The 25051-nt window shown below is 69.4% G+C and carries 31 protein-coding genes; 16 read left to right on the top strand and 15 right to left on the bottom strand.

The features are described from left to right. Positions 1-48 precede the first annotated feature (48 nt). From ACIQVL_RS15020 to ACIQVL_RS14995, 6 genes are all read right to left on the bottom strand, one after another. Complete coding sequence (locus tag ACIQVL_RS15020; protein WP_403475480.1) at positions 49-1131, bottom strand: hypothetical protein; 1083 nt, start codon at positions 1129-1131, stop codon at positions 49-51. Beyond that, positions 1122-1799, bottom strand: coding sequence for a hypothetical protein (locus ACIQVL_RS15015; protein ID WP_403475479.1), 678 nt, complete (start codon positions 1797-1799; stop codon positions 1122-1124). The genes ACIQVL_RS15020 and ACIQVL_RS15015 overlap by 10 nt, the downstream gene beginning before the upstream one ends. 473 nt (positions 1800-2272) lie before the next feature. Further along, positions 2273-2944: a hypothetical protein gene (locus tag ACIQVL_RS15010; protein WP_403475478.1), complete on the bottom strand. Its 672-nt coding sequence runs from the start codon at positions 2942-2944 to the stop codon at positions 2273-2275. Between the two features lie 31 nt (positions 2945-2975). Beyond that, positions 2976-3404 (bottom strand): hypothetical protein, encoded by a 429-nt coding sequence (locus ACIQVL_RS15005; protein WP_403475477.1) that lies wholly within the window; start codon positions 3402-3404, stop codon positions 2976-2978. A gap of 101 nt (positions 3405-3505) precedes the next feature. After that, entirely contained in the window at positions 3506-3886 is a 381-nt protein-coding gene (locus tag ACIQVL_RS15000) for a hypothetical protein (protein ID WP_403475476.1), read from the bottom strand. Then, positions 3886-4233 carry a hypothetical protein gene (locus ACIQVL_RS14995; RefSeq protein ID WP_403475475.1) on the bottom strand — a complete coding sequence of 116 codons (348 nt, stop codon included), beginning with the start codon at positions 4231-4233 and terminating at the stop codon, positions 3886-3888. The genes ACIQVL_RS15000 and ACIQVL_RS14995 overlap by 1 nt, the downstream gene beginning before the upstream one ends. Before the next feature lie 182 nt (positions 4234-4415). On the opposite strand from ACIQVL_RS14995, the gene ACIQVL_RS14990 reads away from it, so the two are divergent. Further along, positions 4416-4685: a winged helix-turn-helix domain-containing protein gene (locus ACIQVL_RS14990; protein WP_403475474.1), complete on the top strand. Its 270-nt coding sequence runs from the start codon at positions 4416-4418 to the stop codon at positions 4683-4685. 120 nt (positions 4686-4805) lie between these two features. Here ACIQVL_RS14990 and ACIQVL_RS14985 read toward each other — a convergent pair whose 3' ends face one another. The 6 genes from ACIQVL_RS14985 to ACIQVL_RS14960 form a co-directional block, all read right to left on the bottom strand. Next, on the bottom strand, positions 4806-5495 hold the full coding sequence (locus ACIQVL_RS14985) for a hypothetical protein (RefSeq protein WP_403475473.1): 690 nt from the start codon (positions 5493-5495) through the stop codon (positions 4806-4808). 22 nt (positions 5496-5517) lie between these two features. After that, on the bottom strand, positions 5518-6360 hold the full coding sequence (locus tag ACIQVL_RS14980; protein ID WP_403475472.1) for a hypothetical protein: 843 nt from the start codon (positions 6358-6360) through the stop codon (positions 5518-5520). A 62-nt stretch (positions 6361-6422) separates the two neighbouring features. Then, positions 6423-7640, bottom strand: coding sequence for an enoyl-CoA hydratase/isomerase family protein (locus ACIQVL_RS14975; RefSeq protein ID WP_403475471.1), 1218 nt, complete (start codon positions 7638-7640; stop codon positions 6423-6425). Between the two features lie 58 nt (positions 7641-7698). Next, positions 7699-8001 (bottom strand): hypothetical protein, encoded by a 303-nt coding sequence (locus ACIQVL_RS14970; protein WP_403475470.1) that lies wholly within the window; start codon positions 7999-8001, stop codon positions 7699-7701. 61 nt (positions 8002-8062) lie between these two features. Next, positions 8063-9091, bottom strand: coding sequence for a hypothetical protein (locus ACIQVL_RS14965; RefSeq protein WP_403475469.1), 1029 nt, complete (start codon positions 9089-9091; stop codon positions 8063-8065). Next, positions 9088-9750: a hypothetical protein gene (locus tag ACIQVL_RS14960; protein WP_403475468.1), complete on the bottom strand. Its 663-nt coding sequence runs from the start codon at positions 9748-9750 to the stop codon at positions 9088-9090. The genes ACIQVL_RS14965 and ACIQVL_RS14960 overlap by 4 nt, the downstream gene beginning before the upstream one ends. Before the next feature lie 353 nt (positions 9751-10103). On the opposite strand from ACIQVL_RS14960, the gene ACIQVL_RS14955 reads away from it, so the two are divergent. The 6 genes from ACIQVL_RS14955 to ACIQVL_RS14930 all read left to right on the top strand — a co-directional run bounded on the left by ACIQVL_RS14955 (position 10104) and on the right by ACIQVL_RS14930 (position 15035). After that, a complete protein-coding gene (locus tag ACIQVL_RS14955; protein ID WP_403433734.1) occupies positions 10104-10406 on the top strand; it encodes a WXG100 family type VII secretion target in 303 nt (100 codons plus the stop codon). Next, on the top strand, positions 10403-11815 hold the full coding sequence (locus tag ACIQVL_RS14950; protein WP_403475467.1) for a hypothetical protein: 1413 nt from the start codon (positions 10403-10405) through the stop codon (positions 11813-11815). The genes ACIQVL_RS14955 and ACIQVL_RS14950 overlap by 4 nt, the downstream gene beginning before the upstream one ends. 60 nt (positions 11816-11875) lie before the next feature. After that, entirely contained in the window at positions 11876-12715 is an 840-nt protein-coding gene (locus ACIQVL_RS14945) for a hypothetical protein (RefSeq protein WP_403475466.1), read from the top strand. After that, positions 12712-13374: a hypothetical protein gene (locus ACIQVL_RS14940; RefSeq protein WP_403475465.1), complete on the top strand. Its 663-nt coding sequence runs from the start codon at positions 12712-12714 to the stop codon at positions 13372-13374. Before ACIQVL_RS14945 ends, ACIQVL_RS14940 begins: the two co-directional genes overlap by 4 nt. Then, positions 13374-13970, top strand: a complete 597-nt coding sequence (locus ACIQVL_RS14935) for a hypothetical protein (protein ID WP_403475464.1) — start codon at positions 13374-13376, stop codon at positions 13968-13970. Before ACIQVL_RS14940 ends, ACIQVL_RS14935 begins: the two co-directional genes overlap by 1 nt. Positions 13971-14225: 255 nt before the next feature. After that, on the top strand, positions 14226-15035 hold the full coding sequence (locus tag ACIQVL_RS14930; RefSeq protein WP_403475463.1) for a hypothetical protein: 810 nt from the start codon (positions 14226-14228) through the stop codon (positions 15033-15035). A gap of 149 nt (positions 15036-15184) precedes the next feature. On the opposite strand, the gene ACIQVL_RS14925 is transcribed toward ACIQVL_RS14930, so the two are convergent. Together ACIQVL_RS14925 and ACIQVL_RS14920 are read right to left on the bottom strand one after the other, a co-directional pair. Beyond that, on the bottom strand, positions 15185-15751 hold the full coding sequence (locus tag ACIQVL_RS14925) for a hypothetical protein (RefSeq protein ID WP_403433748.1): 567 nt from the start codon (positions 15749-15751) through the stop codon (positions 15185-15187). Positions 15752-15769: 18 nt separating this feature from the next. Then, positions 15770-16441 (bottom strand): hypothetical protein, encoded by a 672-nt coding sequence (locus ACIQVL_RS14920; RefSeq protein WP_403475462.1) that lies wholly within the window; start codon positions 16439-16441, stop codon positions 15770-15772. A gap of 485 nt (positions 16442-16926) precedes the next feature. Between ACIQVL_RS14920 and ACIQVL_RS14915 the strand changes: the two genes are divergently transcribed. From ACIQVL_RS14915 to ACIQVL_RS14875, 9 genes are all read left to right on the top strand, one after another. Continuing rightward, on the top strand, positions 16927-17664 hold the full coding sequence (locus ACIQVL_RS14915) for a hypothetical protein (protein ID WP_403433754.1): 738 nt from the start codon (positions 16927-16929) through the stop codon (positions 17662-17664). A gap of 17 nt (positions 17665-17681) precedes the next feature. Then, positions 17682-18533 carry a hypothetical protein gene (locus tag ACIQVL_RS14910; RefSeq protein ID WP_403475461.1) on the top strand — a complete coding sequence of 284 codons (852 nt, stop codon included), beginning with the start codon at positions 17682-17684 and terminating at the stop codon, positions 18531-18533. Beyond that, positions 18530-19837 carry a CpaF family protein gene (locus tag ACIQVL_RS14905; RefSeq protein WP_403433758.1) on the top strand — a complete coding sequence of 436 codons (1308 nt, stop codon included), beginning with the start codon at positions 18530-18532 and terminating at the stop codon, positions 19835-19837. Before ACIQVL_RS14910 ends, ACIQVL_RS14905 begins: the two co-directional genes overlap by 4 nt. A 6-nt stretch (positions 19838-19843) precedes the next feature. Further along, positions 19844-20860: a type II secretion system F family protein gene (locus ACIQVL_RS14900; RefSeq protein ID WP_403475460.1), complete on the top strand. Its 1017-nt coding sequence runs from the start codon at positions 19844-19846 to the stop codon at positions 20858-20860. Then, positions 20857-21777 (top strand): type II secretion system F family protein, encoded by a 921-nt coding sequence (locus ACIQVL_RS14895; protein ID WP_403433761.1) that lies wholly within the window; start codon positions 20857-20859, stop codon positions 21775-21777. Before ACIQVL_RS14900 ends, ACIQVL_RS14895 begins: the two co-directional genes overlap by 4 nt. A gap of 69 nt (positions 21778-21846) precedes the next feature. Next, positions 21847-22098, top strand: a complete 252-nt coding sequence (locus tag ACIQVL_RS14890; RefSeq protein ID WP_403433764.1) for a hypothetical protein — start codon at positions 21847-21849, stop codon at positions 22096-22098. Between the two features lie 51 nt (positions 22099-22149). Beyond that, a complete protein-coding gene (locus ACIQVL_RS14885; protein ID WP_403433766.1) occupies positions 22150-22602 on the top strand; it encodes a TadE family protein in 453 nt (150 codons plus the stop codon). Continuing rightward, positions 22603-23022 (top strand): TadE/TadG family type IV pilus assembly protein, encoded by a 420-nt coding sequence (locus tag ACIQVL_RS14880; RefSeq protein WP_403433768.1) that lies wholly within the window; start codon positions 22603-22605, stop codon positions 23020-23022. Next, on the top strand, positions 23019-23480 hold the full coding sequence (locus ACIQVL_RS14875) for a TadE/TadG family type IV pilus assembly protein (RefSeq protein ID WP_403433770.1): 462 nt from the start codon (positions 23019-23021) through the stop codon (positions 23478-23480). Before ACIQVL_RS14880 ends, ACIQVL_RS14875 begins: the two co-directional genes overlap by 4 nt. Before the next feature lie 27 nt (positions 23481-23507). On the opposite strand, the gene ACIQVL_RS14870 is transcribed toward ACIQVL_RS14875, so the two are convergent. Further along, the gene (locus ACIQVL_RS14870; RefSeq protein WP_403475459.1) at positions 23508-25025 is read right to left on the bottom strand and encodes a sigma-70 family RNA polymerase sigma factor; all 1518 of its coding nucleotides are present in this window, start codon (positions 25023-25025) and stop codon (positions 23508-23510) included. Positions 25026-25051: the final 26 nt, after the last annotated feature.

The raw sequence follows: 25051 nt of genomic DNA, 5'->3' as shown, positions 1-25051 counted from the left end.
CTTCCGTGGGGCCGACGGAACGAAGCTCCGTCGGCCACATGCCTCCGATCAGCGGACGACGGCCTGGATTTCCTGCACGGTGATGTCCTGCGTGGTTCCGAAGGTGCCGTCGGGCAGGTCGTCTCCCGCGTTGCCGGTACCCGTCCAGGAGATCTTCCAGGTGATCGTCGCCCGGAGCTTGAAGACGCCGTCACCGGAGGAGTGCAGGTACCGGATGCCGCAGGGCGGCGTCCTGCCGGCGTCTCCCTTGGTGTAGGGCTTGCCGATGGAGCCGTCGGCGTTGAAGACGCACTCGCCGGAGGCGGGGAAGGTCTCGGAGTCCGCGGTGCCGGGTTCGAGCTTGAGAGCGACGGGCTTCGCGGTGGTCGTGGCCCGGATGTTGAAACCGGGGACATCGAGAGCCGCCGTGGCCTGGACCTCGTTGAAGACGGCCTTGTCGAGCCAGGCCCAGGTCGGCAGGTTCACCTTGGTGGTGGCCTCGGGCGCGAGGTTCACCTTGGTGTCGGGCAACTGCATGCGCTGGTACGCGAGGGCGGCGAGGATCTCCGGGCTGAGGGCCTCTTCGTACCGGGCCGGCGGGGTGTCGCCGTTCTCGACCCAGAACGGGAGGTCGTTACACGAACTCCGCTTGAGTATGTCGGGTTCGTCGGGGTTCTCGACCGCGGCCCAGAACATCCCCTCGCCGTCCTTGTCGACGTTGTAGTCCTTGTAGCCGGGGGTGTCCGTCCAGCCGTACTCGTCCTCGTAGTGCCGCTGCATCTCACCGATCGCCGCGCCGGCGGTACCCCCCATACCGGGCGTGTTCTTGGCGCTATCGATCTGCCCGGACATCTTCTTCTTGAAGTCCTTGGCACCGAGGTAGGGGGCGTACCAGCAGGGCGGTGGCGTCCAGTTGACGTCGGAGGACGTGACGTTTCCGGTGCTGCCGTCTTTGGTGACGGAGCCGGAGTACTGGATGCGGGCGGCGGCGTAGATGCTGGTGCTGTCCTTGCCGCCCGTCTGCTCTGTGTCGGCGCCCCTGCCCTTGCTCGACGGCCCTTGAGCGTAGGCCGGTTCCGCGAGGAGGAGGCTGAGCAGCAGAGTCAGTGCCCCGGCGCCGAGCAGTACGCGGCGCGATCCGCTCACTGGCACTTCGCCGCCTTGGTCTGGACGTACACCTTGGACGCCTGCCACAGGTCATTGCCTGTGGGGAACTTGGCCATGACGATCTTGAAATAGTCGAAGTCCGCGAGACTGGGCTTGGTCTTCAGGACCTTCCCGGTCTTGATCTCCTTGCCGTAGAACGTGGTTGAGTCCACACAGAACGCCACTTCCACGGCTTGGCCGTTCGTGGTGGACCGGGTGCTGAGGTCGTAGTGGCGCTCAGTGCCGGTCGCCGTCCAGCCGCCCTTGATCCAGTCGTTGATCTGCACCTGCGCGTAGTGGAGCCCGTCGCCGGTGGCGTACGTGGACAGAGCCGCATCCTTGGTCGAGCGCAGGTCGATGCCCCGGTAGATGGCGCGAAGGAAGTTCGCGGCATCCTCCGTCGCTGCCGCCTCGTTCTTGTCCTTCGGCTTGTCCCAGTCGAAGGCCATGGTCAGGTTCATGTCCTTGGGCAGCGACACATCCACGCCGTCCGGCTTGTCCGCTGCCGGTGCTCCCGAAGCGGATGCCGAAGCTGTCGGCGTCTTCGTCCCCTGGTCCGCCCCGGCGATCTTGTCGTTGTCGCTGGCCTTGTCGTCCCCGCTACCGCAGGCGGTCAACAGCAGCGCTGCGGTTGCCGCCAGTGCGGCAGCTGCGGGCAAAGTACGGCGCTTCACAGTGAACTCCCCGTGAGACAAAAGTCCATTCAAGAGGTCCGACGCTATCGGGGAGCTTCTCGGTTTCGCCAGCGCGAACTTCGCTGTGAATGGTGATATTCCTGGGCGCATGGGGTGCTCGGAGGTGTGAGCTGTGTCCTGATCGTGCCTGATCGGATGACGAGGTCGGACGCGCTTGTGTGCCGTGTCCGTGGCTCCGTGCGGCGTGATTCCGCTTCGCTACCGCCGTACCTTGTGGTCCGGGCGGGCGCACGGCTGGTCTGGCGATGTGCGCGGCGCCGGTTCGGCTCGACCAACGGTCAGGATCCTGAGCTTGCCGCGATCCTCGATCACCGTGCCCGTGTCGACCTTGTGGGCGCGCATGGTGAAGGCGGGAGCGGAGGTAAGCGGATCCGCGGAGTTGGAGGAGGGTCGTGTCCCGCCACCATGGCGAACCGGCGTGAGGAGTGTGTGCCTCGTGCCCTGCCGGCACGTCATTTCCGGGCTTCGTCCAGGGGTGAGTCGAAGCTCGTGAGTTCAGCGATGTTGTGGAGGATCGCGCGGTATTGGACGCGTCGCTCCACCGCGGTGGTGCTGAGCGTGAGAACTGCCATGCGCCTGTGGTCCGGATGAGGAAGGTGGGCGTGGATCTGGAGCAACGGGGTCGCTGGAAGACCGGACTCGGGGGACGGGACGCGTACCGTCTCGCTCATGGACGCCGGTCCGCTGGGCAGGTCCAGGTACTCGACATGCTCATGCTGCTCCGCTGTCGCCACCGCCCGTGCCGCGCTCACGGACCGCGGGGCCCAGGCGACTTCCCGCCACGACACGGTGAAGAGGGAGTGCAGAGTACCGCCGCTGCCGTCCGCGACATCGTCGCGGTGGACGCCCAGAGCGCAGTGGACGGTGCCCACCTCGCGCAGGGCACGAAGGAGCTGTTGTCCCGATGCCAGCTGGGCGATGAACTGCTGCCTGGTCACGCCGTCGGGGATGGCCTCGACCAGAGGAGCCAACGCCTGACGGAGCCGGTCCGCCTCGGCAGAAGCCGGCGGCGCGAGAAGCACGTCGATGGGCAGCTCCGTGAAGCCGCCTGGCGTGGCGAACCAGATGCCGGCGTGGGGATCGGTGGCCGACTCGTCGATGACGATCTGGGGCGTTGGGTCCATGTTCTTCGAAAGTTCCGTCGGTGTCGGAGGTTCAGGGACGGGCGGGCACGACCCCGGCACGACGACCGCGGTCGATGTCCTCGGCGGTGGCACCCCAGTCGGCTACGCCACGAGTTCCTGCGTCCGCCCCGGTCTGCTGATCAAGGAAACGGAGCCGGCGAGGCCTCGACCCGTCGGACGCGGGTGCGCCGAGAACCCCGATGAAACGAGGATCGCCGGCGAACCACACCTCGCCGATCTGGGCCTTGAGCTCGGCTGCCGCACGCGGTGACATGCGCCGACTCCACCAGCCCACCCCCCAGTGCCGACCGAACACCATGGGCAGCGACTCCTCCGGTCGAGCCGGGTTCGGGAACTCGAACCAGCCGAACTGCCTGCCGACGACATCGGTTCGCTTGGCGAGGCCGTACCGGATCTCGCGGGACAGCTGCCAGGGGTAGACCCGCAGGACCCGACGCATTCGGAAGACGGAGGCGATGACGAAGAGCTGAAGGAAGGCACGGTAGAAGCTGTAGATCAGGAACGGTACGACGACGACCGAACTCGTTCGGCATGTCGTAGTTACGGTCGTAGCCCGCTCTCCCTGTTCCGCGTCGCCTCCCCGCGGATGCCTTTGTGGTACTCCTCGTCGTCCGGTACGACCAAACGCATGCCCCGGGACTCGGCGATGCGCAGAGTGTCGATGAGGCACTCGGCGAGGCGGATGCCGGCGTAGCGGACCTCGGTGTACGGCGACATCGGGTCGCCCAGCACCTGGCGGGCGTAGGTAAGGACATCGGTGCCGGTGGCGAGCTGGGTGGCCTCCATACCATCGGCGAGGCGGGAGAGATAGCCGCCGTTGTTGTCCGTGACGAGGTAGCACGGCTTGCCCTCGGGGGTGGGCCAGGGGAGGAGGCGGGGGGAGGCCGGGGTGTGTGCCGCGTTGCTGCTGGCCTGTTCCATCACGCGGCCACCTCCGGCGCGCCGATCACGTGCTGGTCGAGGTCGATCCCGAAGTCTGCGGCGAGTACGAGGGCGAGGCGGCGGCGCTGCTGGAGGGCGGCCTCGCGTTCGTGGGCGGTGAGGTAGGGGCGGATCAGGGCGGAGTCGGTGCCGTCGAGGAGCGTGGCCAGGCCGTACGGCGACCGGTGGCCGGGGAGGTGCGGGGGCTCGGCGGTGAGGGGGCAGCGCACGAGGGTGAGGTGCAGGTGGGGAAAGGGGTGGCGGTCAGGGCGGCGGCGCCGTTTCCCGGTGCCGGGGGCGAAGAGGAGGCGCAGCCATTGGAGGGCGCGGGGGATAAGGTCGTGCATGTCGACGCTCCTTGTAAGCGTTGGCCGTGCCCCGGGAGGTCTAGCCACCTCGCCGGGGTCCTGTCATTTCGACCATACCGGTAACTGCGTCCCCCTGCACCCTTCAGATATCTTCTGCGTCCCCCTGCGGCGGGACGCGTTCTGATCCTGCGATGTGCGTAGGGCTGCGGCACGGTGGAGACATGACCGAGCTTCCGCGCTACGAGTACGTGAAACTCGCCGACGCCATCGCGGCGGACATCGCCTCTGGGAAACTGCCGCAAGGGGCCGCTCTGCCTGGCGAGCGCGCCATGACGGATCTGTACGGCGTGAGCATCGGCACCGTGCGCCGCGCCATCGTGGAACTCCGAAAGCGAGGGCTGGTCGCGACGCTGCCCGCGAAGGGGACGTACGTCATCGGGATGCCGGAGGCAGACGGTGACGCCCGCACAGGGGATGGATCGAACGTCTGAAGGGGCTGTGCATTGCGTTGCGTGGTCCCGGCGCCCAGGTGACTACTCGGCGGCAGCAGCCCGCCACCCGCCCCGGTTCTTCTCAGGACGCCAGCGCCGGCCGTTCCGGTCTGTAGGCGCTCAGTTCTCCAAGTCCGACTCGTCGGCTCCGCCGTCGCCTTGGGCTGACGAGTCCATGTTGTTTTCAGGAGCGGGGAAGGACACGGTCCGTAGGATCGCGACCGTCACGTCGCAGAACTCGTTCCAGTATTCAGTGGAAGCCGTGTGGAGCGTGAACACGGCGGTGTAGGGGCCGGTCGGAAACGGGACGTGGATCTGGATCTGACCGGTCAGGAGCTCCTTTTCCGTGTTGTCGGCAGTGAGTTCCGGTGAGAGCGTCACCTCGCGCATGATCACGCAGGAGACCGCGGGGCCGCAGGGAAGATCCATCCAGCGTGCGTCGTGGTGCGGATCACGGGACAGGGCGACCAGGATCCCGTGCGTCGCCGTTTCCGGGTCCGCATGATCGGTTTCGACCGCTGCCACGGTGAAGGCGCACTGTGCGACACCGCCGCCGTCAGTGGAGAAGAGGCCAAGGGCCGAGTACGAGAGACCGCTCAGCGCCAGTTGTTCTGCCAGGGCCGCGTAGAACGGGGCGGCCGGGGTCCACAGGGACTCGTCACCGCGCGAGTAGAGATCGCGCACGAAGGCGTCCGACAGTGCAGCCCGTTCCTCGGGCTCGGCAGCCAGGGGCAGCGGGAAGAAACTCTCGGGGACGTCGAATGTCAGGGGAGGGACGTCGGCGTCGACCGTGATGACGGGTGTGGTCACTGGGAGTTGGCTTTCATCTCGGTCATAGGTCGCCTTCCTGGGCCTTGATGTCCTCGCCGTCGGGGCCCATCAAGCAGAAGTCGCCGCTGATTCCGTAGTTCGGACCGACCGAGTCGGTCCACAGGTACTCGATGAGGAAATGACCGCTTGGCCGGCGGGTGATGAGGAGCGCACCGGGCCTGTCCTGGCGCTCAAGGAACTTCGCGACAGTCTGTTGTTGCCCCGTTGTCAGGGCGTCTTCAGCTACCACTTCCGGCGGAGTGGCCAGGGTGCGGGTGACGTCGTCACGGCAGTTCGTGTTCCACCCCGCGAGGCGGCACCACGAGCCGTCGGTGAACACGAGCTTGAAGTCGACCTTGTACTGGCTGAACCGCATCCGCTTCGCGGTGGAGACGTTGGATCGCTCGGTCTCCCAGAGGACTTCGTCAGAGGGGACGTCCTTGTCGTCAAGCAGTCCGAGGACGAGAACACGCTGGTCCGTCACCACCAGGTGGGTTCGGTCCGTGTTCGGACGGCGGCCGGGATCAAGCTGCCACGGGAGAGTACGAGCCAGGGTGCCGGAGTCCGCCCACATGACGGGGAAATCCTGGACCTCGTTCTCCGGTTCCTCGGGTTCTCCGAGCTTGGAGACGTTCCCCGTGCTGCCCGAACCGGCAAGGGACTCGAGGACGCCGAGCGTCGCCACCAGCAGGAAGCGCGCCCCGAACGCGCCCCCCTTACGGAGTCGGCTTTCGTCCTTGGAGCGGGGTGTGAATCGGGGACCATCGGGCCAGCCCGGCAGTTCGTCCTGGATGTCACGTCGCTTCGTGTCCCTGAACCAGCGCATCCCGGACACCGGGGTCGCGACACCGGCGGCGAAGTTCACTCCGCAGCGTGCGAGCAGGGTCTCGCCGGAGTCAGGCAGCCATCTCGTCATCTTCTCGCGCCTCAGTGTGTGGTGGCGGACTGGTGAAGGCTGTCGCCGGGATTGGCCGAGTCACCGCTGTGCAGGCCGATGCTGATGCCCTTGGGGAGCACCTTGCCGGACACGTCGATGCCCCTGCCCAGTTTGCTCAACGGGTCGATGGTGAACTTCTCGCCCGCGAGGGCGAGTCCCTTGGTGCCGAGCCACTGGCCTTGGTGGTATCCCGCCTCGGCGAGCCCCGCCAGGCGGTTCATCGTGCCGCTCTCATGGGACAGCAGACCGAGGTTCTTGCCCGCGCCGCCCAGAACTATCTTCCTTCCCAGCAGTCCGATGCCTCCTTCAACGGATTTTGCCATGTCACCCGTCGCGATCACGTTGAAGGCACTTTCGATTCGGGAAGCCTTGAAGCCCGCCCCGAACTCGGCGATCCGGTCGACCGCGGCCGCCCTGCTGGCCACCTTGGCGCCCTTTCCGAGGAGGCCGATACCCGGAAGCAGCCCCAGTGCGTCCGTGCCCATGGTGAGCCAGCTGACGTCGGCGCCGCTCGCCTTGGCGACCGAGTGGGCCAGCAGCGCCATCCCGCTGGTGAGAACGGCCGCTGCACCGAAGATCGCGCCGAGCGGTTCGAAGGGCAGGGTGATGATGGCCAGTACACCGAGGATCGCGGTGACGTCACTGAGGATGTCGCCGATTTCCTTGATCGCATCGGCGTGTTCTTTGAGCCAGTCACCCGTGGCGTCCCAGGCGTTCGCGATGCCATGGCCCAGCTTGTCCCAGAAGCCCGGCTCATCCGGAGCGATGTCGCCGGCCTTGTCCAGCTCCTTGCCGACCTGACGGGCGGCCGCTCGGTAATCCTCTTCCAGCTCGTGGACCTTCTGGATGACGCCGTCCACGGCGCTGGATGCTCTGGCGAGGTCGTCGCTGCCCTTGCCGCCGGCCTTTCCCTCGGCCTCGGCCTTCGCGGTCAGCTTGTCTCCGGCGCTCTTCTCCAGCCGGTCCGCCCGGTCCTGGAAGTCCTGGAGTTCGCCTGCCCAGCGGTGCAGCGCACGTGAGGCCTTGTCGAAGGACTCGTGGCTCTTGCGGATGAGCGGGGTGACGTCCTGGCCGACGTACTCGCTGAATGCGATCGCGGTCTTGCCCTTCCAGGCACCGGTCTCGATGCGCTCCAGCTCTCCGAGCGCCGTACCCAGCTCGCCGGCCAGCTTGCCGAGCTGTTTGGCGAGATCCCGGGTGTCCTCCACGCTTCCCGGCGTGGGGTCCCAGCCTATGTGGGGGAAGGCAGGCCGTTGCCCAGCCACGTCACTTGCCCTTCCGCTGCGGAGCCTTGAGGGACTCGGCCAGGTCCAGGTCGAGCTTGCCGAAGCTCTCGCCGATCTTGTTGATCATCTTCACGGCGCCCTGGGTGTGCTTGCCGAGCTGCTTGATGCCGTAGCCCCAGTCGTCGGCGAAGTCCTGGACGTCTTCGACGAGTTGCTTCTCGCCGACAGCCGAGGCATCCGCGCTGCGGAGTGTGCGGCGGGTGGTCTCCATGCGGTCGCTGATGGACGAGAAGGTCTTCTTCAGGTCCTGGAAGATCGTGTCTTCTAGGCGCAGGTCACTCATGTCGGATTCCGGTCTCTTGGAGCGGCCCGGAGCCGTAACTCGGCGGGCCACTCGCGTCTCGTCAGCGGTTGACCGCCTGGATTTCCTTCACGGTCACGTTCTGTTCGTACGTGGACAGGCCGTCGGGCAGGCCCGGCTGCCGTGCGGGCCCGTCCGGGTCAGCCGAGTCCGTCCACGTCACCTTCCAGGTGATCGACGCCTTGAAGGGGTAGGTGCCGGTCCCGGACGAGTGGAGGTAGGTGACGTTGCAGGCCGCGTCCTTGCTGTCGACCGTGTAGCCGTTGTCGCCCTTGACCAGGTCGTACGTGCAGGTCTGCGGATCGGCGTCCGACGTGCCCGCGTCGACCCTGAGGGCCACGGGAGTCGCGACGGTCGTCGCGGCCATCTCGACGCCCTTGTAGTTGATGCTGGCAGTCGTCCAGACCCGGTCGAAGTCCCCCTCGAACTTCACCCGCGTACCGAGGTTCACCTTGAGCCGGTCCGGGCTCGGGTTCAGCACCACGGGCGGCTTCGGCAACTTCGTTGAGTTGTAGGCGAGTTCGGAGAGAATCTCCGGGGTCAACTGGTTGGGGTCGGCCTTCGGCTGGGCGGGCGGGACCCAGATCTCCCAGTTGTCGGTGGTGACGGGGCAGGCCTCGGTGTAGTCGTCGTTGCGGAACTGCACCTGCCACCACAGGCCCTTGTCACCCTTGTGGTAATCCTCGTCAGCGCGTTTCTTCGCGTAGTTCGCGGCCGGTTCCTGGGCGCCCTTGTACGAGGACTTGATGAAGTCCTCGTACTCGTCCGGCGTGTACATCGGTTCGTACCAGCAGACGGGGGGCTTCCAGTTGATGTTGGAGGAAGTCGAGGTGGTGGAGGAACTGCTCGAAGCGAGCTTGCTCTGGTTGATGCGGATGTGGGCACCGATGGAGCCGGGGTCGGAATCGCCGCCGGAGTCAGCGGGCGAACCCTTGGACGACTTAGGGGTGTCGGAGTTGTCGCCGGCGCCGTGCCAGGAGCCGTCACCGGCCTGTGCGGGAGACAAGGTGCCCAGAGCCAGCACGAGGCCGACGGCCGTCACCGTCGCCAGAGGGAGTCGGGCGGCCCTCATCCCTGCACGCATTCCGCAGTTGCCTTCTTCCAGCTCACGCGCCGGACCTGCCAGTCGCCCCGGGAGTCCTTCGCCGTCTGGACCGAGATCTGAATGAAGTCGTCGTTGCTCGGCGTGGTGCGGTGCACCTTGTTCGTCTTGATCTCCTTGGCGAACGCCTGCCGCTGGTCTTCGCAGTAACGGGCAGTCGCAGTCTGGCCCTTGAGGTCGAGTACCTGGAAGTCGTAGTAGCGGTAGGAGCCCGTGCTGGTGAGACCCTCCTTCCGGGTCTCGGAGATCTGCTTGGCGAAGTAGACGAGGGCATCCGCGGCGTAGTAGCGGCTCATGTTCGCCGTCTGGCCGTCGCCTTTGGCCAGGCCTTCCAGACGAGCCTGCGCCGCGTACGCCAGATCTCGCAGCACTGTGTCCTTCGTCGAGTCCCCCGTCGACTGCTTCTCGACGGTCACCTTGATGTCCGACGGGAGATCGAAGCTCGGTGCGCCTTTCTCGGCTGCTGCCGAGGCTGAGGCGGAAGGCGACGGAGAACCCGGTGCTCCCTTGTCAGCCCCCGCGATCTTGTCGTTGTCCTTGGAGCTGTCGTCCCCGCTTCCGCACGCCGTCAGCAGCAGAGCTGTGGTCGCGGCGAGCGCGGCGGCAACGGGCATGGTGCGGCGCTTCACTGTGGACTCCCCCGTGAGACAGATGTTTGGCAAGGACACAAACGCTATCCGTGGGGTTCCCGGTTCGCCACCGCGAACTTCCCTATCAACTTGGGCAAGGTGTTGTGAATCGGGCACTGTGAGAATGGTCCGTCTTCATGCTTTGCCCGAGTGCGCCGGGGCGCTCGCGGGGATGCCGCGGTGATTGTGTGGAGACGGAGTGGTCGGGCGATACCGCTGACTGGGCGTAGCCCCTCCCTTTGAGCTCCCTTTACGGTCCATTGGTTGTAGCACCGAAAACGCTCGACACACAGTGACCCTGGCCCTCTGCGTCTCGCGGGGCGGCCGGTAGGCAGGTGTTCACGGGGGTAGTAGTGGCGGACCACGTCAAGGTGTCCACGAGTGAGTTGCGGGAGATCAGCAGATCTGTCGCGAAGTTGAAGTCCAACTTTGAACATGCGAAGGATCTCGTCGACTCGTACGGCTCCGAGATCGGGTCCGGCGAGGTGGCCGACGCCCTCGGTGACTTCGCGGACGACTGGAAGAAGAAGCGCAAAGAGCTCTGCGACGGGCTGGAGTTTCTCGGGAAGACCGCGGGCGAGGCGGCGAAGGCCTACGACGGGGTCGATCAGCATCTTGCCGACGCGCTGGTCAAGGCTCAGCCGGGGGACAAGTGAGCGATCACGACTTCGCCGGCGTCGACTGGCAGACGGCCCGGTACGACGACAGGGAGTTCACGCCGGGGGACCCGTACGAGGTGGCCCGGCTCGGGAAGCGGATCTCCGACACGGCCCGGCTGATCGAGGAGCAGGCCGGCAAGCTGAACAACCTCGTCGACGGGAACGGGTGGGACTCGGACGCCGGGAAGGCGTTCACCACGAAGACCGGCGACACCGTCAAGCTGCTCAGCCAGTCGCACCAGCGGTATGCGGCGGCGGGGGCGGCGCTCGGTTCCTCCGTGCCGTACGAGCCCATCGCCGACACCGTGCGGGAGAACTGGGCCACCGCGCTCAACCACGCGCAGAACCGGGTGCGTTCCGCGCTGAAGAAGGCCGCGGCGGCCGATGCCGACAGCAGTAACTACCAGAAGCAGATCGATCAGCACCCGTCCGTGGACGACAACCACCCGGACAAGCAGAAGCTGAAGCGGCAGAAGGAGGCCTCGGACGGGGACCTCGACGCCGCGAAGCGGGAGCTCCGGGCCGCGCTCGACTACCGGGACACGCAGGCCGGGTATGCCGCCAAGGCGATACGGGACGCCATCGACGGCGACGGGCTGAAAGATCCCAAGCACCATTGGTGGGACAACTGGAAGGACTGGGTCACCACCATTGGTCACTGGGCGGGAGCGATCGCCGGTGTGCTCTGCCTCCTGGCCCTGTGCCTGAGCTGGGTTCCCATCCTCGGCGAGGTACTCGGGGCGCTGGCTCTGATCGCCTCCGTGGTCGCTCTCGTCTGCGACACCGTCTCCGCGCTGGACGGCAATGGCACCTGGCTGGACGTCGCCATCGACGTGGTCGGCGTGCTGTCCTTCGGCGCCGGCCGGGTCCTCGGGACGACCTTCAAGGAGGCGGCCACGGCCGCCCGGGGATCGTCGGCACTCAGGGAGTTCCTGAACCTGCGCGGGCTGGGCGTGGGCGAGAAACTGGCGGGCGAGATCGCCCAGGCGAACTCGGGGGTCAAGGCGGGCAAGATCGCCGAAGCACTGGCGAAGGGACCGGACAGCGTCCTGCCCAGGATGAAGTCGATCGTCAAGGAGTCCGTCAACGTCAAGGCGTACTTCAGCGACATTCGCACGGCCATCGCCGAGCGCGGAGCCGAGGACCCGATCCTCACCAAGGACCTGCCCAAGTGGCGCGGTCTCTCCGACTCGGTGTTCAAGGGCAAGGCATGGTCGGCCGGCGGCCTGTACGCCGCGAGCCAGGTGCTGCCGCTGGGCGCGGGCATCGTGAACCTGGCGCCCGTGGCGGGCTGGGAACCGACCTCCGTCGAACGCAACCAGTTCGATGGCATCAAGCACATCGCCCCGGTCGGGGCGAACGGCATTCCCTTCTACAACTGGAACTGGAAGGTCACCGGCGGCTGAACGCGTCCGCCGGTACCGGATCATGGCGAGGCCCGTAGGGGCGAGGAGAGAACGAGGAAAGTGGCACCTGGAGACGGTCAGACCGTCGACGAGCAGTTCGCCCGGCTCCCGAGAAGCAGACAGCGCGAACTCGAGGACAAAGGGCTCGGTCTGCCGCGCCTGCGCGAAATCGCCCTTGAGGAGGGCGGTGAGCCGGCCGTGCAGCACATCCTGGCGGAACACTCCCGCCCCTCCAGCCGGTGGGATTTCGACGGCGACCGGGGCACCGACGAGGGCAGAGCGGTGTGGCCATGGCTACGGCTGCTCCTGGTCGCCGTCGTCGGCGTGGTCCTGTGCCTGCTGTCCACGTATGTCCTGAATTCCTCGGCGCTCTTCGTCGGTGCGGCCTGTGGTGTGGTCGTGGCCTGGGCGGGGCTCAGGACGCGCAGGTCCCTCGGCGGGCTGGTGGCCTGCGGCCTCGTCGCGGTCGCCTATGTCGCGCTGATCTGGGTGGGCTCGTACGCCGCCGACGAGTGGTACCTGCACCTGCGCGGGCAGGAGACCACGGTCACCTACGCGAAGCCGCTGCACGAGCGGGCGTCGCACGGCGTGCGCGTCACGTACTGCCGTGTGACGCTCCCGGACGGAACCGTCCGCAGGGTGTTCGAGAACGACAAGCGGTGTACGGACGAGACCATGGTGGGTGCCAGGACCCTTGCGGCGGTCGACCCGTCGGACCACTACCGGCCCGTTCTCGGAGGCAAGTCCGCCATCGGCGGGATCGCCGCCGCGTACGGCTGCCTCGGTGCCGCCGCTGTCCTCGTCCTCGCGCCCCTGGCCGCTGCCGTGATGAGCCGGTCGAACGAGCGGCGCGCCCGACCGGGCGAGCCGGACGGCCGGGCGAGCGGAACGGACGTATGACGGACCGCACCGAATCCCCTGTCGCGGCAGCCGCCGTCCCACCCCCCTCCGACTACCGCCTGGCCGTCCCCGACGGCTGGGAGCGGATCGTGCTGGACAGTCCGGAGCGCTGGACCCACCGCATCGACAAGCTGGTCAGGCGGAGGCTGCGGCGGACGAGGGCCACCCCGCAGCTGGAGGCCGCGCTGGCGGAGCGGATGCGGGCGCAGGCCGAGGCTGCGCAGGCCAACGGCGGCGTGGAGATGTACGTCGTCGACCAGGTCCTCGGCCAGGTCCCGGTCTCCGCCGGTCTGGTCGTGACGGTGCTGCGGCCGTCGCCCGGCACCGAACCCGGCGACCTCGGCGACATCGCCCGCTCCCTCGCCCTCCGCACCGACGCCACAGACGCCGGTGACTCCGGCGTCGGCGACGTCACCCTCGTCGACCTCCCCGCCGGCCCCGCCGTACGCCACCGCTACCTCCGCCGGCCCGCCGCCGACGACCCCGACGGCAACAGGCTCGCCCTCGCCCACCTGGACGTCTACCTCGCCGTCCCGAACAGCGGCCAGCGGCTGCTGCTCTCCTTCTCGACGCCGACGGCACCGCCGCTGGAGCCGCTGGTGGAGGCCCTGGTCACGCTGTTCGACTCCGTCGCCCGCACCCTGCAATGGATGGCCTGATGCCCGAGTTCGCCGCCGCCACCGTTCGCATGCGGACGCCGGAGGACGCCGTCGCGCTGCCCGTGCGCACGTCCGTCGAACTGGGCGCCTGGGCGGGGGAGGCCGCCCGGCGGCTCGCAGGCCCCGACGACGGCGACCCGAAGCTGCTCGACGCCCTCGCCGCCGAACTCCGCGAGGCCGCCGCCGACTCCCGCGGGCGCGGACCCGTCACCGCGCTGTCGTACGTCCCGGAGCCGCGGCTCGGGGAGCTCGCCCGGATCGAGTTGTCGGCGCTGGTCGCCGACGAGACGTACCCGGAGGTGACCGTCGACCTGCTCCGAAGCTACCTCGCCGCTCCCACCGCCGACTCCTACCGCCCGCCCGAGGCCGAGCTGCGTACCCTGCCCGCCGGGCCCGCGGTGCGCGTCCGGCACGCGTATGTCCGGGACGTCGGCCGGGACGGGCTGGGGACGATCATGGAGACGTGCGCGTACGGTATCCGGGCCGACGAGACATGGGGGCTCGTGCTGCTGACGTCCTGGCAGGTGCCGGCCCACACGGACGACCTGTGCGAGCTGACCGACGAGTTGGCCAAGACCGTCCGGGTCACGTCCTAGCAGGGTCGCTCCGCCGGGTCAGGCCAAGGCCCTCCACTACGGCAGCCAGGCACTGCCCCTCGTGGTCGGCTGCTCGAACCTGGCACACACGAACCCCGACGAGGCGTGGAGTACCGGGACGAACTTCATCCGGGGGGCGAAGGAGATGCCGGGCATCGGGGCCGGCGGAACACCGTTCTACAACTGGCCCTGGAGCGCCGGCGGCTGACCCGGTCGGCCGTCCGGTACCCCCGGAGCGGAGAGAGCAAGGATCACGTGGCGAGCGAGGACGAGCGGTCCGTCGACGAACTGTTCGCGGAACTGCCGGAGAGGTGGCAGCAGGCGCTGGAAGAAGCGGACATGGGGCTGCCGGAGCTGCGCCGTATCGCGGTCGGCCCGAACGGCATGCGGCGGGTACGCACCATCCTCTCCGAGTTCTCCCAGTCCACCTCCGGGAATCGGCCGGCGCGGACCGGGTACGGATACGGCGGCGGAATTTCGGTGTGGCCGTGGGCCCGGTTGCTCCTGGTGGCCGCCGCCTCGGTCGTGGTCTGTCTGCTCTCCAGCCTGTTCATCGGCAAGGCGGCGGCGTTCGTCGGCCTGCTGCTCGGGCTGCCGGTGTTCTGGGTGGCCTTCAGGACCCGTGACTCCCGCGGCGCCCCCGTCGCCCGGTGTGCCACCGCGGCCGCCTATCTCGTACTGGTCCTGGTCGGCTCGTACTTCGCCAATGCCTGGTATTTGCAGCTGCGCGGAGTGGAAGAGACGGTCACCATCGCCGCCCCGACCCATCAGTGGACGCACGGGACCCGTGAGACCTACTGCAGGGTCCGGCTGCGGGACGGGTCCGTCCACGAGGTGATCGACAACAAGGAGGACTGTGCCGACCGAGTCGGGCGGACGACCACGGCCGTCGTCGATCCGGCAGGTCACTACAAGCCCACTCTCGGCACCAAGCCCGACATCGGCGGCGTCCTTGAGGGCTACGTCTGCCTGGGCGCTGCCGCGGTGCTCGTACTGGCACCGGTGACGGTTGTCGGCAGGGGACGACGCAGGCTGTACGACCGGGCCGTCGGGGCAGTGGGATGAACGGCGAGACGGCCGGCTCGGCGGATACGGCCGGTGGGGCGGATGCGGTCGGCTCTTGGCACCGATGCCGGTGATCTCGGAGACATCGCCCCGTCCTGGCGAGCGTTGGCCCACACCGACACTGTACGAGCCGGCGGCGACCGTACGGGTCACGCCTCGACCGCGTCGGCTCGCCGGCTCAGAGCCACCATCAGCCACACCAGCAGCACCGCCGAAGCGAGCGTCGAGGCGATGCCCACCGCCCACAGCCAGGGGTAGTGGGCGAACACCCAACTCGGCGCCACCGAACGGTGTTTGCGTTTGCCGCTGTCCATCGCGTCGAAGGCCAGGGACAGGAAGGCCAACAGCGACGCCACTGCCAGGACGGCGAGGAGCGTCCAGCCCAGGGCACGGGCCGGGTGGGTCTTCCACGCCTTGCGGTCCATGCCGTCCAGCGCCCGGAGAAAGAGGGCGGCCAGGAGCGGGGCGGCCATGCCGAGGCACACCGCGAAGGCGTACGCCCCGCCCGGCCAGGTCCGTGCCGCCCACCGCCAGGCGTCGTCGCCCCAGAGCATGGTGCCCAGCGCCATCAGGACGATCCCGCCCCCGATGCCGAGGAACAGCAGGCACCCGAAGAGAGCGTCCCGGTCCTTCCTCGCCTTCTTCGTACCGGCTCCCCGGACCCGCGACGCGGCCGGAGCGGCCCTCGGGCGCCTGGGCTTGGCCGATCCGCCCACGGTGTACCTCTCTCCCGGTCAGCCGGCGGTCAGACGGCGAAGCAGGGGCTCGCCCTCCAGGGACGTCAGGCGGCACCAGGAGCCGTCCGTGAAGGTGATCCTGAAGTCCCGTCCGCCGACGCTGAACGGCCGCCGTTCGACCGTGGCGACCGTGTTCAGGTCCGTCTCCCAGAGGATCTCCTCCCAGGGTTCCCTGGGATCCTGAAGTCCGCCGAGGACCAGCAGGCGGCGGTCGGTCAGGACCAGGTGTGTGACGTCCGTGTCGGGGCGGCGGGCCGGGTCGAGTTCCCAGGGGAGGGTACGGGCGGTCGTGCCGGGGGCGGCCCACAGCACCGGGAAGTCCGTCTCCTCGTTCTCCGGGTCCTTGCTCCTGCCCAGCGAGTCGGAGCCGCGGGGGCCGCTGCCGGAGGGCACGTTGCCGTCGAAGATCACGGCCACGGCCAGGACACCGAGGAGGAACACGCCGCCCAGGACGACCCGCAGCACGGGGCCGATCCTCGATCTGAGCCGGTATGCGGGGCCCTTCGGCCAGTCCGGCAACTCGCCCTGTATGTCGTGCCGTTCGGTGTCGCGGAACCAGCGCCGGCCCTGGACCCGGTCCGCCGCGCCGGTCGCGAAGGACACCGGGGCACGCGCCACGAGCGCCTCGCCCTCCGGGGGTTGCCAGGAGCGGCGCTGCGGCACGGTCACGGTCTGCCATCCTCACGGTCGTTCACGGCGGCGAAACCCATCGCCCGGCCGGGTGATCCGTGATCCTAGTCGGGGCGCCGTCCGAAACCGGCCGCCGTCGTGAGCACTTCGTGCAGGCCTCATGGGCGCACGGTGACGGCGCCGGGCATCGACCGGCCGCGATCGGGACGGGGAGGATTCACCGGCGCACACTTCGGCGTCCCTTGCTGTGTCCAGAGTCCCAACCGCCGCACAGGTCACCGCCGTTGCAGATCGCAACGACGATTTCGGTGAGGTCAAGGAGTCCGGCTGCGCCTTGAGGGGCTTATGTGCGGCTGATACGGTGCGAGCGCTTGACACTCACCCCGCGGCCGAGTATTTGGCTGGTTCGGGGTGATTGGTGTGGAGTGTCCGCTTTCGCTGTGCCGGTGGGCAGGGCGACGAGCGTTGACAGGTTTTCAGAGTTCTTGACAGACACTGTCTTGGCTGTAACGGGGAGCGGTTGCGTGAAGATCCAAGAGCGTACGGGGGCGGGCGCCGGTCGTTCCGCCGGTCCGGCTCAGCCTTCGGTCGGTGACCGGCTTCCCACCGCGCCGCGTGAGCGCAAGCCCGCCCTGGCCGCGCTCGCCGTGCTGCTGATCCTGCTCGGCGCGCTGGGAGCGACGACGCTCGTGCTGCAGGCCGGCAAGCGGATCGAGGTCATCAAGATCACACAGGAGATTCCGGCCGGCTCGTCGGTGACCGGAAGCAACGTGACCTCCGTGATGGTCGCCGACGACTCCAGCATCCACTACGTCCGGTGGTCCCAGCTGCAGAGCCTGAAGAAGCTGAAGGCCGTCAGCACCATCCCGGCCGGTGCCGTCGCCGTCGGTGAGATGTTCGGCAGCGGCAGCAAGCTTCCCGCCGGAAAGTCCACGGTCGGCCTGGCCCTCAAGGAGGGGCAGTACCCGTCCGGCATCGAGATCGGCGACACCGTCGCCGCCTACCGCGTCACCGGTGGCTCCTCCTCCGGCGGTTCGTCCTCCGGCAGTTCGTCCTCCTCCGGCAGTGACTCGCTGATCACGGGCGACGCCAAGGTCAGCGCCGTACCGGCGGACAAGAGCAGCTCGGACTTCACTGCCAGCACCAACTACGCCATCACGCTCACCGTCGACAGCGACAAGGCGGCCGAGCTGGCGGACGCCGCGTCCAACGGCGAGGTCGCCCTCGTCCTTGTACCCGGCGTATCCGGCAACGGCAACTAGAAGGCGGCCCCCACCCCATGGCGCTCATCGCAATCGCCGCCGACAAGGGCTCCCCCGGCGTCACCACCGCGGCCGTCGCGCTGGCCGCGGTCTGGCCGCGCCGGGTCCTGCTCGCCGAGGCCGACCCGGCCGGCGGCGACCTGGTCTACCGCAGTGCCGCCGCGCACGGCGGACCGCTGAACCCGAACACCGGCATGCTGTCCATCGCCGCCACGGCGCGACGCGGGCTCGTACCGGACCAACTCTGGGACCACGTGCAGCCGTTGAGCGGCGGTCTCGAAGTGCTCGTCGGGCTCGGGATAGCCGAGCACGCGGCCGGGCTCGCCGGGCTGTGGCCCACCCTCGGGCACGCCTTCGCCGCCCTCGCCGACTCCCCGAACGCCCCGGCCGACGTCATCGCCGACTGCGGACGGATCAGCGGCGACACCCCGGCCGTGGAGATGTTCCCGCACGCGGCGCTCGTGCTCCTCGTCGCGCGGACCGAGCCCGAGTCGCTCGCCCGGGTCCGGGACCGGGCCGCCGCCCTCGCGCAGAAGCTGCACGGCGGTCCGCGCGGTGCCGCCGCCCTCGCCACCCCGCTGATCGGGGTCGTCCTGGTCGCCGACCCGTCCAGCTCGGGCAAGCTGGTCAACCAGGTCAACGACATGCTCGTGCACGCCCAGACCGGCGCCCGCGTGGTCGGCACCATCGCCGACGACCCGGCCGGCGCCGACCAGCTGGCCGGCCGCAAGCGCGGGCGCCTCGACAAGTCGCTGCTCATCCGCTCGGCCCGCAAGGTCACCGCCGACCTCCACCAGCAGTACGGCGCCGCCTGGACCGTACCGGCGTCCGTACCGCCGCAGGCGCCCCACGCGGGGGCCGGCCGGTGACCGCTGTCGACCACCAGCTGGTCAAGCGGTTCCGGCAGGACGCCGGCGACCGGATCGCCGAGCAGCGCCGGCAGGACCAGACGTCCGGCGTGACGCCGATGTCCACCGAGGACGAACGGCAGTACGCCCGCGCGGTCATAGCCCAGATCCTGGAGGAGTACGCCCGCGCGGAGATCAACGCCGGGCGCACCCCGCTGGACGCGGAGACCGAGGAACAGTACGCGGCCGCCGTGCACGCGGCGCTGTTCGGCGTGGGACGGCTGCAGCCGCTGCTCGACGACCCGGACGTCGAGAACATCGACATCAACGGGTGCGACCAGGTCTTCGTCGGGTTCAGCGACGGACGGGAGGCCGTCGGGGATCCCGTCGCGGAGACCGACGAGGAGCTCATCGAGCTCATCCAGGTCCTCGGCGCCTACTCCGGTCTGTCGTCGCGGCCGTTCGACTCCGCCAACCCGCAGCTCGACCTCCGCCTTCCCGACGGCTCCCGGCTCTCCGCCGTCATGGACGTCACCCGGCGGCCCGCGCTCTCCATCCGCCGCGCCCGCATGGGCAAGGTCTTCATCTCCGACCTGGTGGGGAACGGGACGCTCACGCCCGAGGTGGCGCACTTCATGGCCTGCGCCGTCCGCGCCCGCAAGAACATCATGATCGCGGGGGCCACGAACGCCGGCAAGACGACCCTGCTGCGTGCGCTTGCCAATGAGATCCCGCCGCACGAGCGGCTCATCACCGTGGAGCGGGCCCTGGAGCTCGGGCTCGACACCTTCCACGATCTGCATCCCAACGTGGTGGCGTTCGAGGAGCGGCTGCCCAACTCGGAGGGGCAGGGCACCATCAGCATGGCGGAGCTGGTACGCCGGTCGCTGCGTATGAACCCCTCGCGGGTCATCGTCGGCGAGGTCCTCGGCGACGAGATCGTCACCATGCTGAACGCGATGTCGCAGGGCAACGACGGTTCGCTGTCCACGATCCACGCCAACAGCTCCAGCGAGGTCTTCAACCGCATCTCGACCTACGCCCTCCAGGCCTCCGAGCGGCTGCCCATCGAGGCCAGCCAGATGCTGATCGCGGGCGCGGTGAACTTCGTCGTCTTCATCCAGCGGCGCAACAACTACCAGACCGGCGGCCGCCTCCAGCGCATGGTCACCTCGGTCCGCGAGGTCAACGGCGTGGACGGCCGGGTGCTGTCCAGCGAGGTGTTCGCGGAGGCCCCCGACGGCCGCATCGTCCCGCATGCGCCCATAGCCTGCCTGGAGGACCTGATGGCCTACGGCTACCAGCCGCACGGGGCGTGGGGGTGACATGACATGAACCTCAACCCCTTCGCCTCCCTGGGCTCCATGGGCGGGCTCTTCTCCACCTCGGTCCTGTACGGCCTCGGCTGCGGTGTCGCCGTCGGCGGCGGGCTCGCGCTGCTGATCCTCGCGGTCCGTGGCCTGCCCGCCAAGCCCGAGCACGAGAAGCAGAAGGCGAACGAACGGGCCGCCGAGCTCATCCGGTTCGCAGGACAGCGCGGTTCGCTGGCCGCCATCATCGGCCTGGTCGTGCTGCTGCTGACCCGCTGGGCGGTGGCCGGCATCGCGGCCGGCGTCCTTGTCTTCTTCTGGGACAAGCTGTTCGGCGGCGCCGCCGAGGAGCGGGCCGCGATGAAGCGCGTGGAGGCGCTCGCCTCCTGGACCGAGTCGCTGCGCGACACGATCGCCGGCGCGGTCGGCCTGGAGCAGGCCATCCCGGCCTCCGCCCGCGCCGCCGCACCGATCCTGCGGCCGCACCTCGACGCCCTCGTCGACCGGCTGCGCGCCCGCACCCCGCTGCCCGACGCGCTCCAGCACCTCGCCGACGAGATCAACGACGCCTCCGCCGACATCATCGTGGCCGCGCTCATCCTCAACGCCCGCCTCCGCGGCCCCGGTCTGCGCCAGGTCCTTGGCGCGCTGGCCAAGTCGTCGCGAGAGGAAGTGGACATGCGCCAGCGCGTGATGGCCCAGCGGGCGTCCACCCGGCGCTCGGTGCAGATCGTCGTCGCCGTCTCGGTCGCGTTCGTCCTCGGCCTCGCCGTCTTCAACCGCGACTTCGTCTCGCCGTACGGCACCGCCGTCGGCCAGCTGGTCCTCGCCCTGGTCTGCGGGCTGTTCGCGCTCGGCTTCTGGTGGCTGCGCAAGCTGTCCACCATCGAGACGCCGGAGCGGTTCCTGGTCCGCGACCAGTCCTCCGTGCAGTTCGTACGGCCGCCCCGCACCGCTCCCGGCCAGCCCGGCCAGCCCGGCCAGCCCGGTCCGGTCGGTCAGCAGACGCTGCCCACCGAGGATGGAGTACGCCGGTGAACCTCACGATGCCGATTCTCGTCGGCGTGACCCTGGGGCTCGGCGTCTACGTCCTGATCCGCGCCCTGATGCCGTCCCGGCGCAGCGCGGTCTCCCAGGTCGCCCGGATCGACGCGATGCGGGCCCGCGGCGCGGCCTACGAGTCGGCGCGGCAGACACAGGACACCGGCCGGCTCGGCACCCTGCGCGCCGAGGTCGGCGAGCGGGTCGCCGAGTTCTACCGGCAGCAGGGCTGGGAACAGCGCTCGCTCCGCGCCGACCTCGCCGTCCTGGACCGCAGCTGGGAGAAGTTCCTGGCGACCAAGGTGCTGCTCGCGGCGGCCGGCCTGATCTTCGGGCCGTTCCTGTTCGCCGTCGTCTACACGATGGGCTTCGGCCACAACCCGGTCATCCCGGTCTGGCTGGCCCTGGCCTGCGCGGCCCTGTTCTTCTTCCTGCCCGACCTGGAGATACGACGGGACGCGGCCGAGAAGCGCCGGGACCTCAGGCGCGTGATCGGCGCGTACCTCGACCTGGTGTCGATGAGCCTCGCCGGCGGCCGCGGCCTGCCCGAGGCCCTGATGGCGGCCGCCGAGGTCTCCGACGGCTGGGCCAACCAGCGCATCCGCAACGCCCTCGCCGACGCCCGCATCACCGGCGTCAGCCAGTGGCAGGCGCTCGGCGCGCTCGGCGAGGAACTCGGCGTGGAGGAGCTCAAGGACCTCTCCGCCTCCCTCGCCCTGGTCGCGGACGACGGCGCCAAGGTCCGCGAGTCCCTCGCCTCCCGCGCCGAGACCATGCGCCACCGCGAACTCGCCGAGATCGAGGGCAGCGCGGGCGAGAAGTCCCAGTCGATGCTCGTCGCCCAGCTGCTGCTGTGCGCCGGCTTCCTGGTTTTCCTGATCTTCCCGGCGGCGATGCGGGTGTTCCAGGTGTGAGCCGACCCGAGCTGACCCGAGCTTCGTAGAGAACCTTCGCCAACTGCTGTTTCGAGAGGACAAGTCATCATGAACACACGGAACTTCAGCACCGGGATCCCGGCGATGGACTTCCTGGTCACCTTCCTGCAGGCCCGCGTGCAGCGCGCCCGCTCCGGCGAACTCGACCGCGGTGCCTCCGCCGTCGAGTGGGTCATCATCTCGGCGGTCGTCGTGGCGATCGTCGGCGTGGTGGCCGCCATCATCAACGCGGCGCTGAGCGACGGCGCCAACAAGGTCGGCAACTGCATCAAGGGCGCCAACGCCAGCGGAACCTGCTGAGCGGACGAGCGCGACCACGACGGGGGTGACGGGGTGACGGGGGTGACGGCGATGTCTGCGGGCGTGAACGGAGGCCTGCGCGGCTGGGTACGCCGCCGGGCGGCGGCCGCGCGCGGCGACTCGGGCATGACCGCGATCGAGTTCGTGTTCCTCACCCCTGTCCTGTTCTTCATGATCTTCGCGACGGTGCAGTTCGCGCTGTACTTCTTCGCGGACCACGTGGCCCAGGCGGCGGCCCAGGCCGGCGCCCGCAAGGCCCGCGCCACCGCCGACGCGGAGCCCGGCGCCTGGCGCGGCGAGGCCCAGGACGTGGTCGACTCCTACATCAGGCAACTCGGGCCGCAGCTGGTCCTGTCGCCCGACGTGAAGATGCTCCAGCCGGAGCAGACCACGGTCGGCGTCGAGATCACGGCCCGCATCCCGACGGTGTTCCCGGGCCTGGACCTGACGGTGCACGCACGGTCCGCGGGGCCGGTGGAGCGGTTCGTGGAGGACAAGAACTAGATGTCCGCCGTGGAGAGAAGAGCGCTGGACGACGACCGGGGGCTGTCGACCGTCGAGGTCGTCATCCTCGCCCCGGTCATGATCCTGTTCATCCTCGTCCTGGTCGCCTTCGGCCAGCTCGTCGACGGGCGCGGGGCCATCGACGGCGCCGCGCGGGACGCGGCCCGCGCCGGGTCCATCCAGAAGGACCACGCCACGGCCATGTCGGAGGCGCAGAAGGCCGCCGACGCGGACCTGTCCGACGTCTGCTCGGGGCCGGTCTCCGTCGTCCAGACCAGCGCGGGGTTCGAGTCCGGCGGCATCTTCACGGTCCAGGTGAGCTGCCGGGTGCGGGGGCTGGCCATGCTGGGCCTGGACATCCCGACGACCCTGTCCTCGACGTTCTCCTCGCCCCTCGACCCGTTCCGGAGGGCGGCATGAGCCTTGCGGTGCTGCGCAGTTGGTGGACCGCGCGTCGGCTCCGCCTCGACGACCGGGGCTCGGGGGCGGGCGCGGTCATCATCTTCGCCCTCGTCTTCATCTCCCTGTCGGCGTTCGTCATCGACGGCGGCCTGTCCATCTCCAAGCGGGAACGGGCCGCCGACATCGCGGAACAGGCGGCCCGTTACGCGGCCCAGGACATCGACCTGGAGAAGCTGTACGAGAACCAGGGCGAGGCGCCGATCAACTTCCAGGACTGCGACGCCCGGGTGAAGACCTTCGCCCGCGAGATGGACATGTCCACCGCCGACGTCGCGGGCACCCACTGCACTGCCGCCGACGCCCAACAGGTGCAGGTCGAGGTCCAGTTGACGTACGAGCCGGTCTTCACGGGGATGTTCTACGGCGGGGCGATCGTGGTGCACGGCGAGGCTACGGCCGAGAACGAGGTCGGTTAGCCGCGGAGCGCTCCGCTGGAACGGCCGTTACACGCCGTCGTTCGTCTGCGGCGCCGTCGTGGCTGGTTGCGCAGTTCCCCGCGCCCCTTCACGGTGCTTGTGCCGGGGTGGGCAGTCCTCATCAGGTGGGGTGACCGGGTCCGGGTCGGCCGGTGTCGGGGCGGGGTCCGTGACGGGTGGGGGGTCCGACGGGGGTGTGGGATCGGTGGGCGGGGTCGGTTCGGTGGGCGGGGTCGGTGGTGCCGGGGGAGTGGGGGGTGAGGCCGTCGGTGGGGCGGGCGGGGTCGGCTCCGTCGGTGCGGGGGGAGTGCTGCTCCTGTCGCCGTTCCCGGGGGTGTTCCCACCGGGTTCCGCCGTGGAGCCGTCGCCGTCGCTGCCCGACGGCGGCTGCGTCGTCGGCCCGGGCGAGGAGACGACCGCCGCGGGACCGCCCTCGCCCGCGCCGCCGTCGTCCGTGGCCTGCGGCCGTACCGTCTCCCCGTCGCCCTGATCCGGTGTCACCGTCGGTCGCGTGGCGGGCGTGCCCGTCGGGGTCACCGGCTGTCCGGCCACCGGTGCCTGTGCCACCGGTGCGTCGGCGACCGGTGTCCGGGCGGGGACGGAGGCGGACTGGCCGGGGCCGAGTATCAGCACCAGCGCCGCCGCACCGGCCGCCACCGCGCCCGCCGCCGCGACCATCACCGGTGCCTTCGTGCCGGCGACACCGGTGGCCTGCCGTACGCCGTGCAGCAGCCCGCTCCCCGCGCCGCCGCCGCCCGCGTGGCCGGCCGCCGAGGCTCCGGCGGCGGTCAGGGTCAGCAGGAACTTGCCGGCCGTGCCGCCCACCGCGAACACCAGCAGGGCCGGGCCGACCAGGGCGGGGAGCCGGTCGTTGGCGCTCATCAGGGCGGCGAGCCGGGTCCGGCAGTCCGCGCAGGTGTCCACGTGGCCGAGCAGCCGGTCGGACTGGCGTTCCGTCGCGGTGCCGCGCACGTAGGCGGGCATCCGGCTCCAGTGGACCTGGCAGGCGGGGTCGTCCGGGGCCCCGGTCTGGGTGCGCAGGAAGGCCTGCCGCATCCCCTCCCGGGCGCGGTGCAGCAGGACGGCGGTGGCACCCTCCTTCGTGCCCAGCTGCGGCCCGATCTGCGCCAGCGGCTGGCCCTCCGCCTCGGCCAGCCAGAGGGCCTTGACCCAGCGTTCGGGCAACTGGCCCAGGACACGCACCAGTAGATCGACGGAGGAGACGTGCTCGGCGGGGTCCTCGCCGTGCCGGCCGGGCTCGGCCTGCTCGTCCTCGTGCGGGTCGCGGGGCGTCTCGCGCACGGCACCGTTCGCGGCGTAGGCGAGATGCCGGACGGTCGTCGTCAGGTACGCCGACACGTTGTCGATCTCGTGCCCCTCGGCCAGCCGCCGCCAGACCCGGAAGTGCGCCTCGGCGACCAGGTCTTCGGCGACCCAGGCGTTGCGGGTGAGGGAGCGGGCGTACGCGACGAGCCGCGGCTGCTGTTCCTCGTAGATCCGGGCGTAGGCGGTGGTGCTGATCACTGCAGAGGAACCGTCGTGCATGGCGGAACGCTCCAGTTGCCGGCTCA

Origin of the sequence: Streptomyces sp. NPDC090499, assembly GCF_044769305.1 — a bacterium.
In the GTDB taxonomy this organism is placed as follows: Bacteria; Actinomycetota; Actinomycetes; order Streptomycetales; family Streptomycetaceae; genus Streptomyces.
This window is presented reverse-complemented; position numbering and strand designations above follow the sequence as displayed.

Excerpts from the sequence above, each read along its gene's own strand:
- ACIQVL_RS15010 (WP_403475478.1), bottom strand. The coding sequence starts at position 2,944 with ATGGACCCAACGCCCCAGATCGTCATCGACGAGTCGGCCACCGATCCC.
- ACIQVL_RS15005 (WP_403475477.1), bottom strand. The coding sequence starts at position 3,404 with ATGCGTCGGGTCCTGCGGGTCTACCCCTGGCAGCTGTCCCGCGAGATC.
- ACIQVL_RS15000 (WP_403475476.1), bottom strand. The coding sequence starts at position 3,886 with ATGGAACAGGCCAGCAGCAACGCGGCACACACCCCGGCCTCCCCCCGC.
- ACIQVL_RS14995 (WP_403475475.1), bottom strand. The coding sequence starts at position 4,233 with ATGCACGACCTTATCCCCCGCGCCCTCCAATGGCTGCGCCTCCTCTTC.
- ACIQVL_RS14990 (WP_403475474.1), top strand. The coding sequence starts at position 4,416 with ATGACCGAGCTTCCGCGCTACGAGTACGTGAAACTCGCCGACGCCATC.
- ACIQVL_RS14970 (WP_403475470.1), bottom strand. The coding sequence starts at position 8,001 with ATGAGTGACCTGCGCCTAGAAGACACGATCTTCCAGGACCTGAAGAAG.
- ACIQVL_RS14965 (WP_403475469.1), bottom strand. The coding sequence starts at position 9,091 with ATGAGGGCCGCCCGACTCCCTCTGGCGACGGTGACGGCCGTCGGCCTC.
- ACIQVL_RS14940 (WP_403475465.1), top strand. The coding sequence starts at position 12,712 with ATGACGGACCGCACCGAATCCCCTGTCGCGGCAGCCGCCGTCCCACCC.
- ACIQVL_RS14935 (WP_403475464.1), top strand. The coding sequence starts at position 13,374 with ATGCCCGAGTTCGCCGCCGCCACCGTTCGCATGCGGACGCCGGAGGAC.
- ACIQVL_RS14910 (WP_403475461.1), top strand. The coding sequence starts at position 17,682 with ATGGCGCTCATCGCAATCGCCGCCGACAAGGGCTCCCCCGGCGTCACC.
- ACIQVL_RS14900 (WP_403475460.1), top strand. The coding sequence starts at position 19,844 with ATGAACCTCAACCCCTTCGCCTCCCTGGGCTCCATGGGCGGGCTCTTC.
- ACIQVL_RS14890 (WP_403433764.1), top strand. The coding sequence starts at position 21,847 with ATGAACACACGGAACTTCAGCACCGGGATCCCGGCGATGGACTTCCTG.
- ACIQVL_RS14885 (WP_403433766.1), top strand. The coding sequence starts at position 22,150 with ATGTCTGCGGGCGTGAACGGAGGCCTGCGCGGCTGGGTACGCCGCCGG.
- ACIQVL_RS14880 (WP_403433768.1), top strand. The coding sequence starts at position 22,603 with ATGTCCGCCGTGGAGAGAAGAGCGCTGGACGACGACCGGGGGCTGTCG.
- ACIQVL_RS14875 (WP_403433770.1), top strand. The coding sequence starts at position 23,019 with ATGAGCCTTGCGGTGCTGCGCAGTTGGTGGACCGCGCGTCGGCTCCGC.
- ACIQVL_RS14870 (WP_403475459.1), bottom strand. The coding sequence starts at position 25,025 with ATGCACGACGGTTCCTCTGCAGTGATCAGCACCACCGCCTACGCCCGG.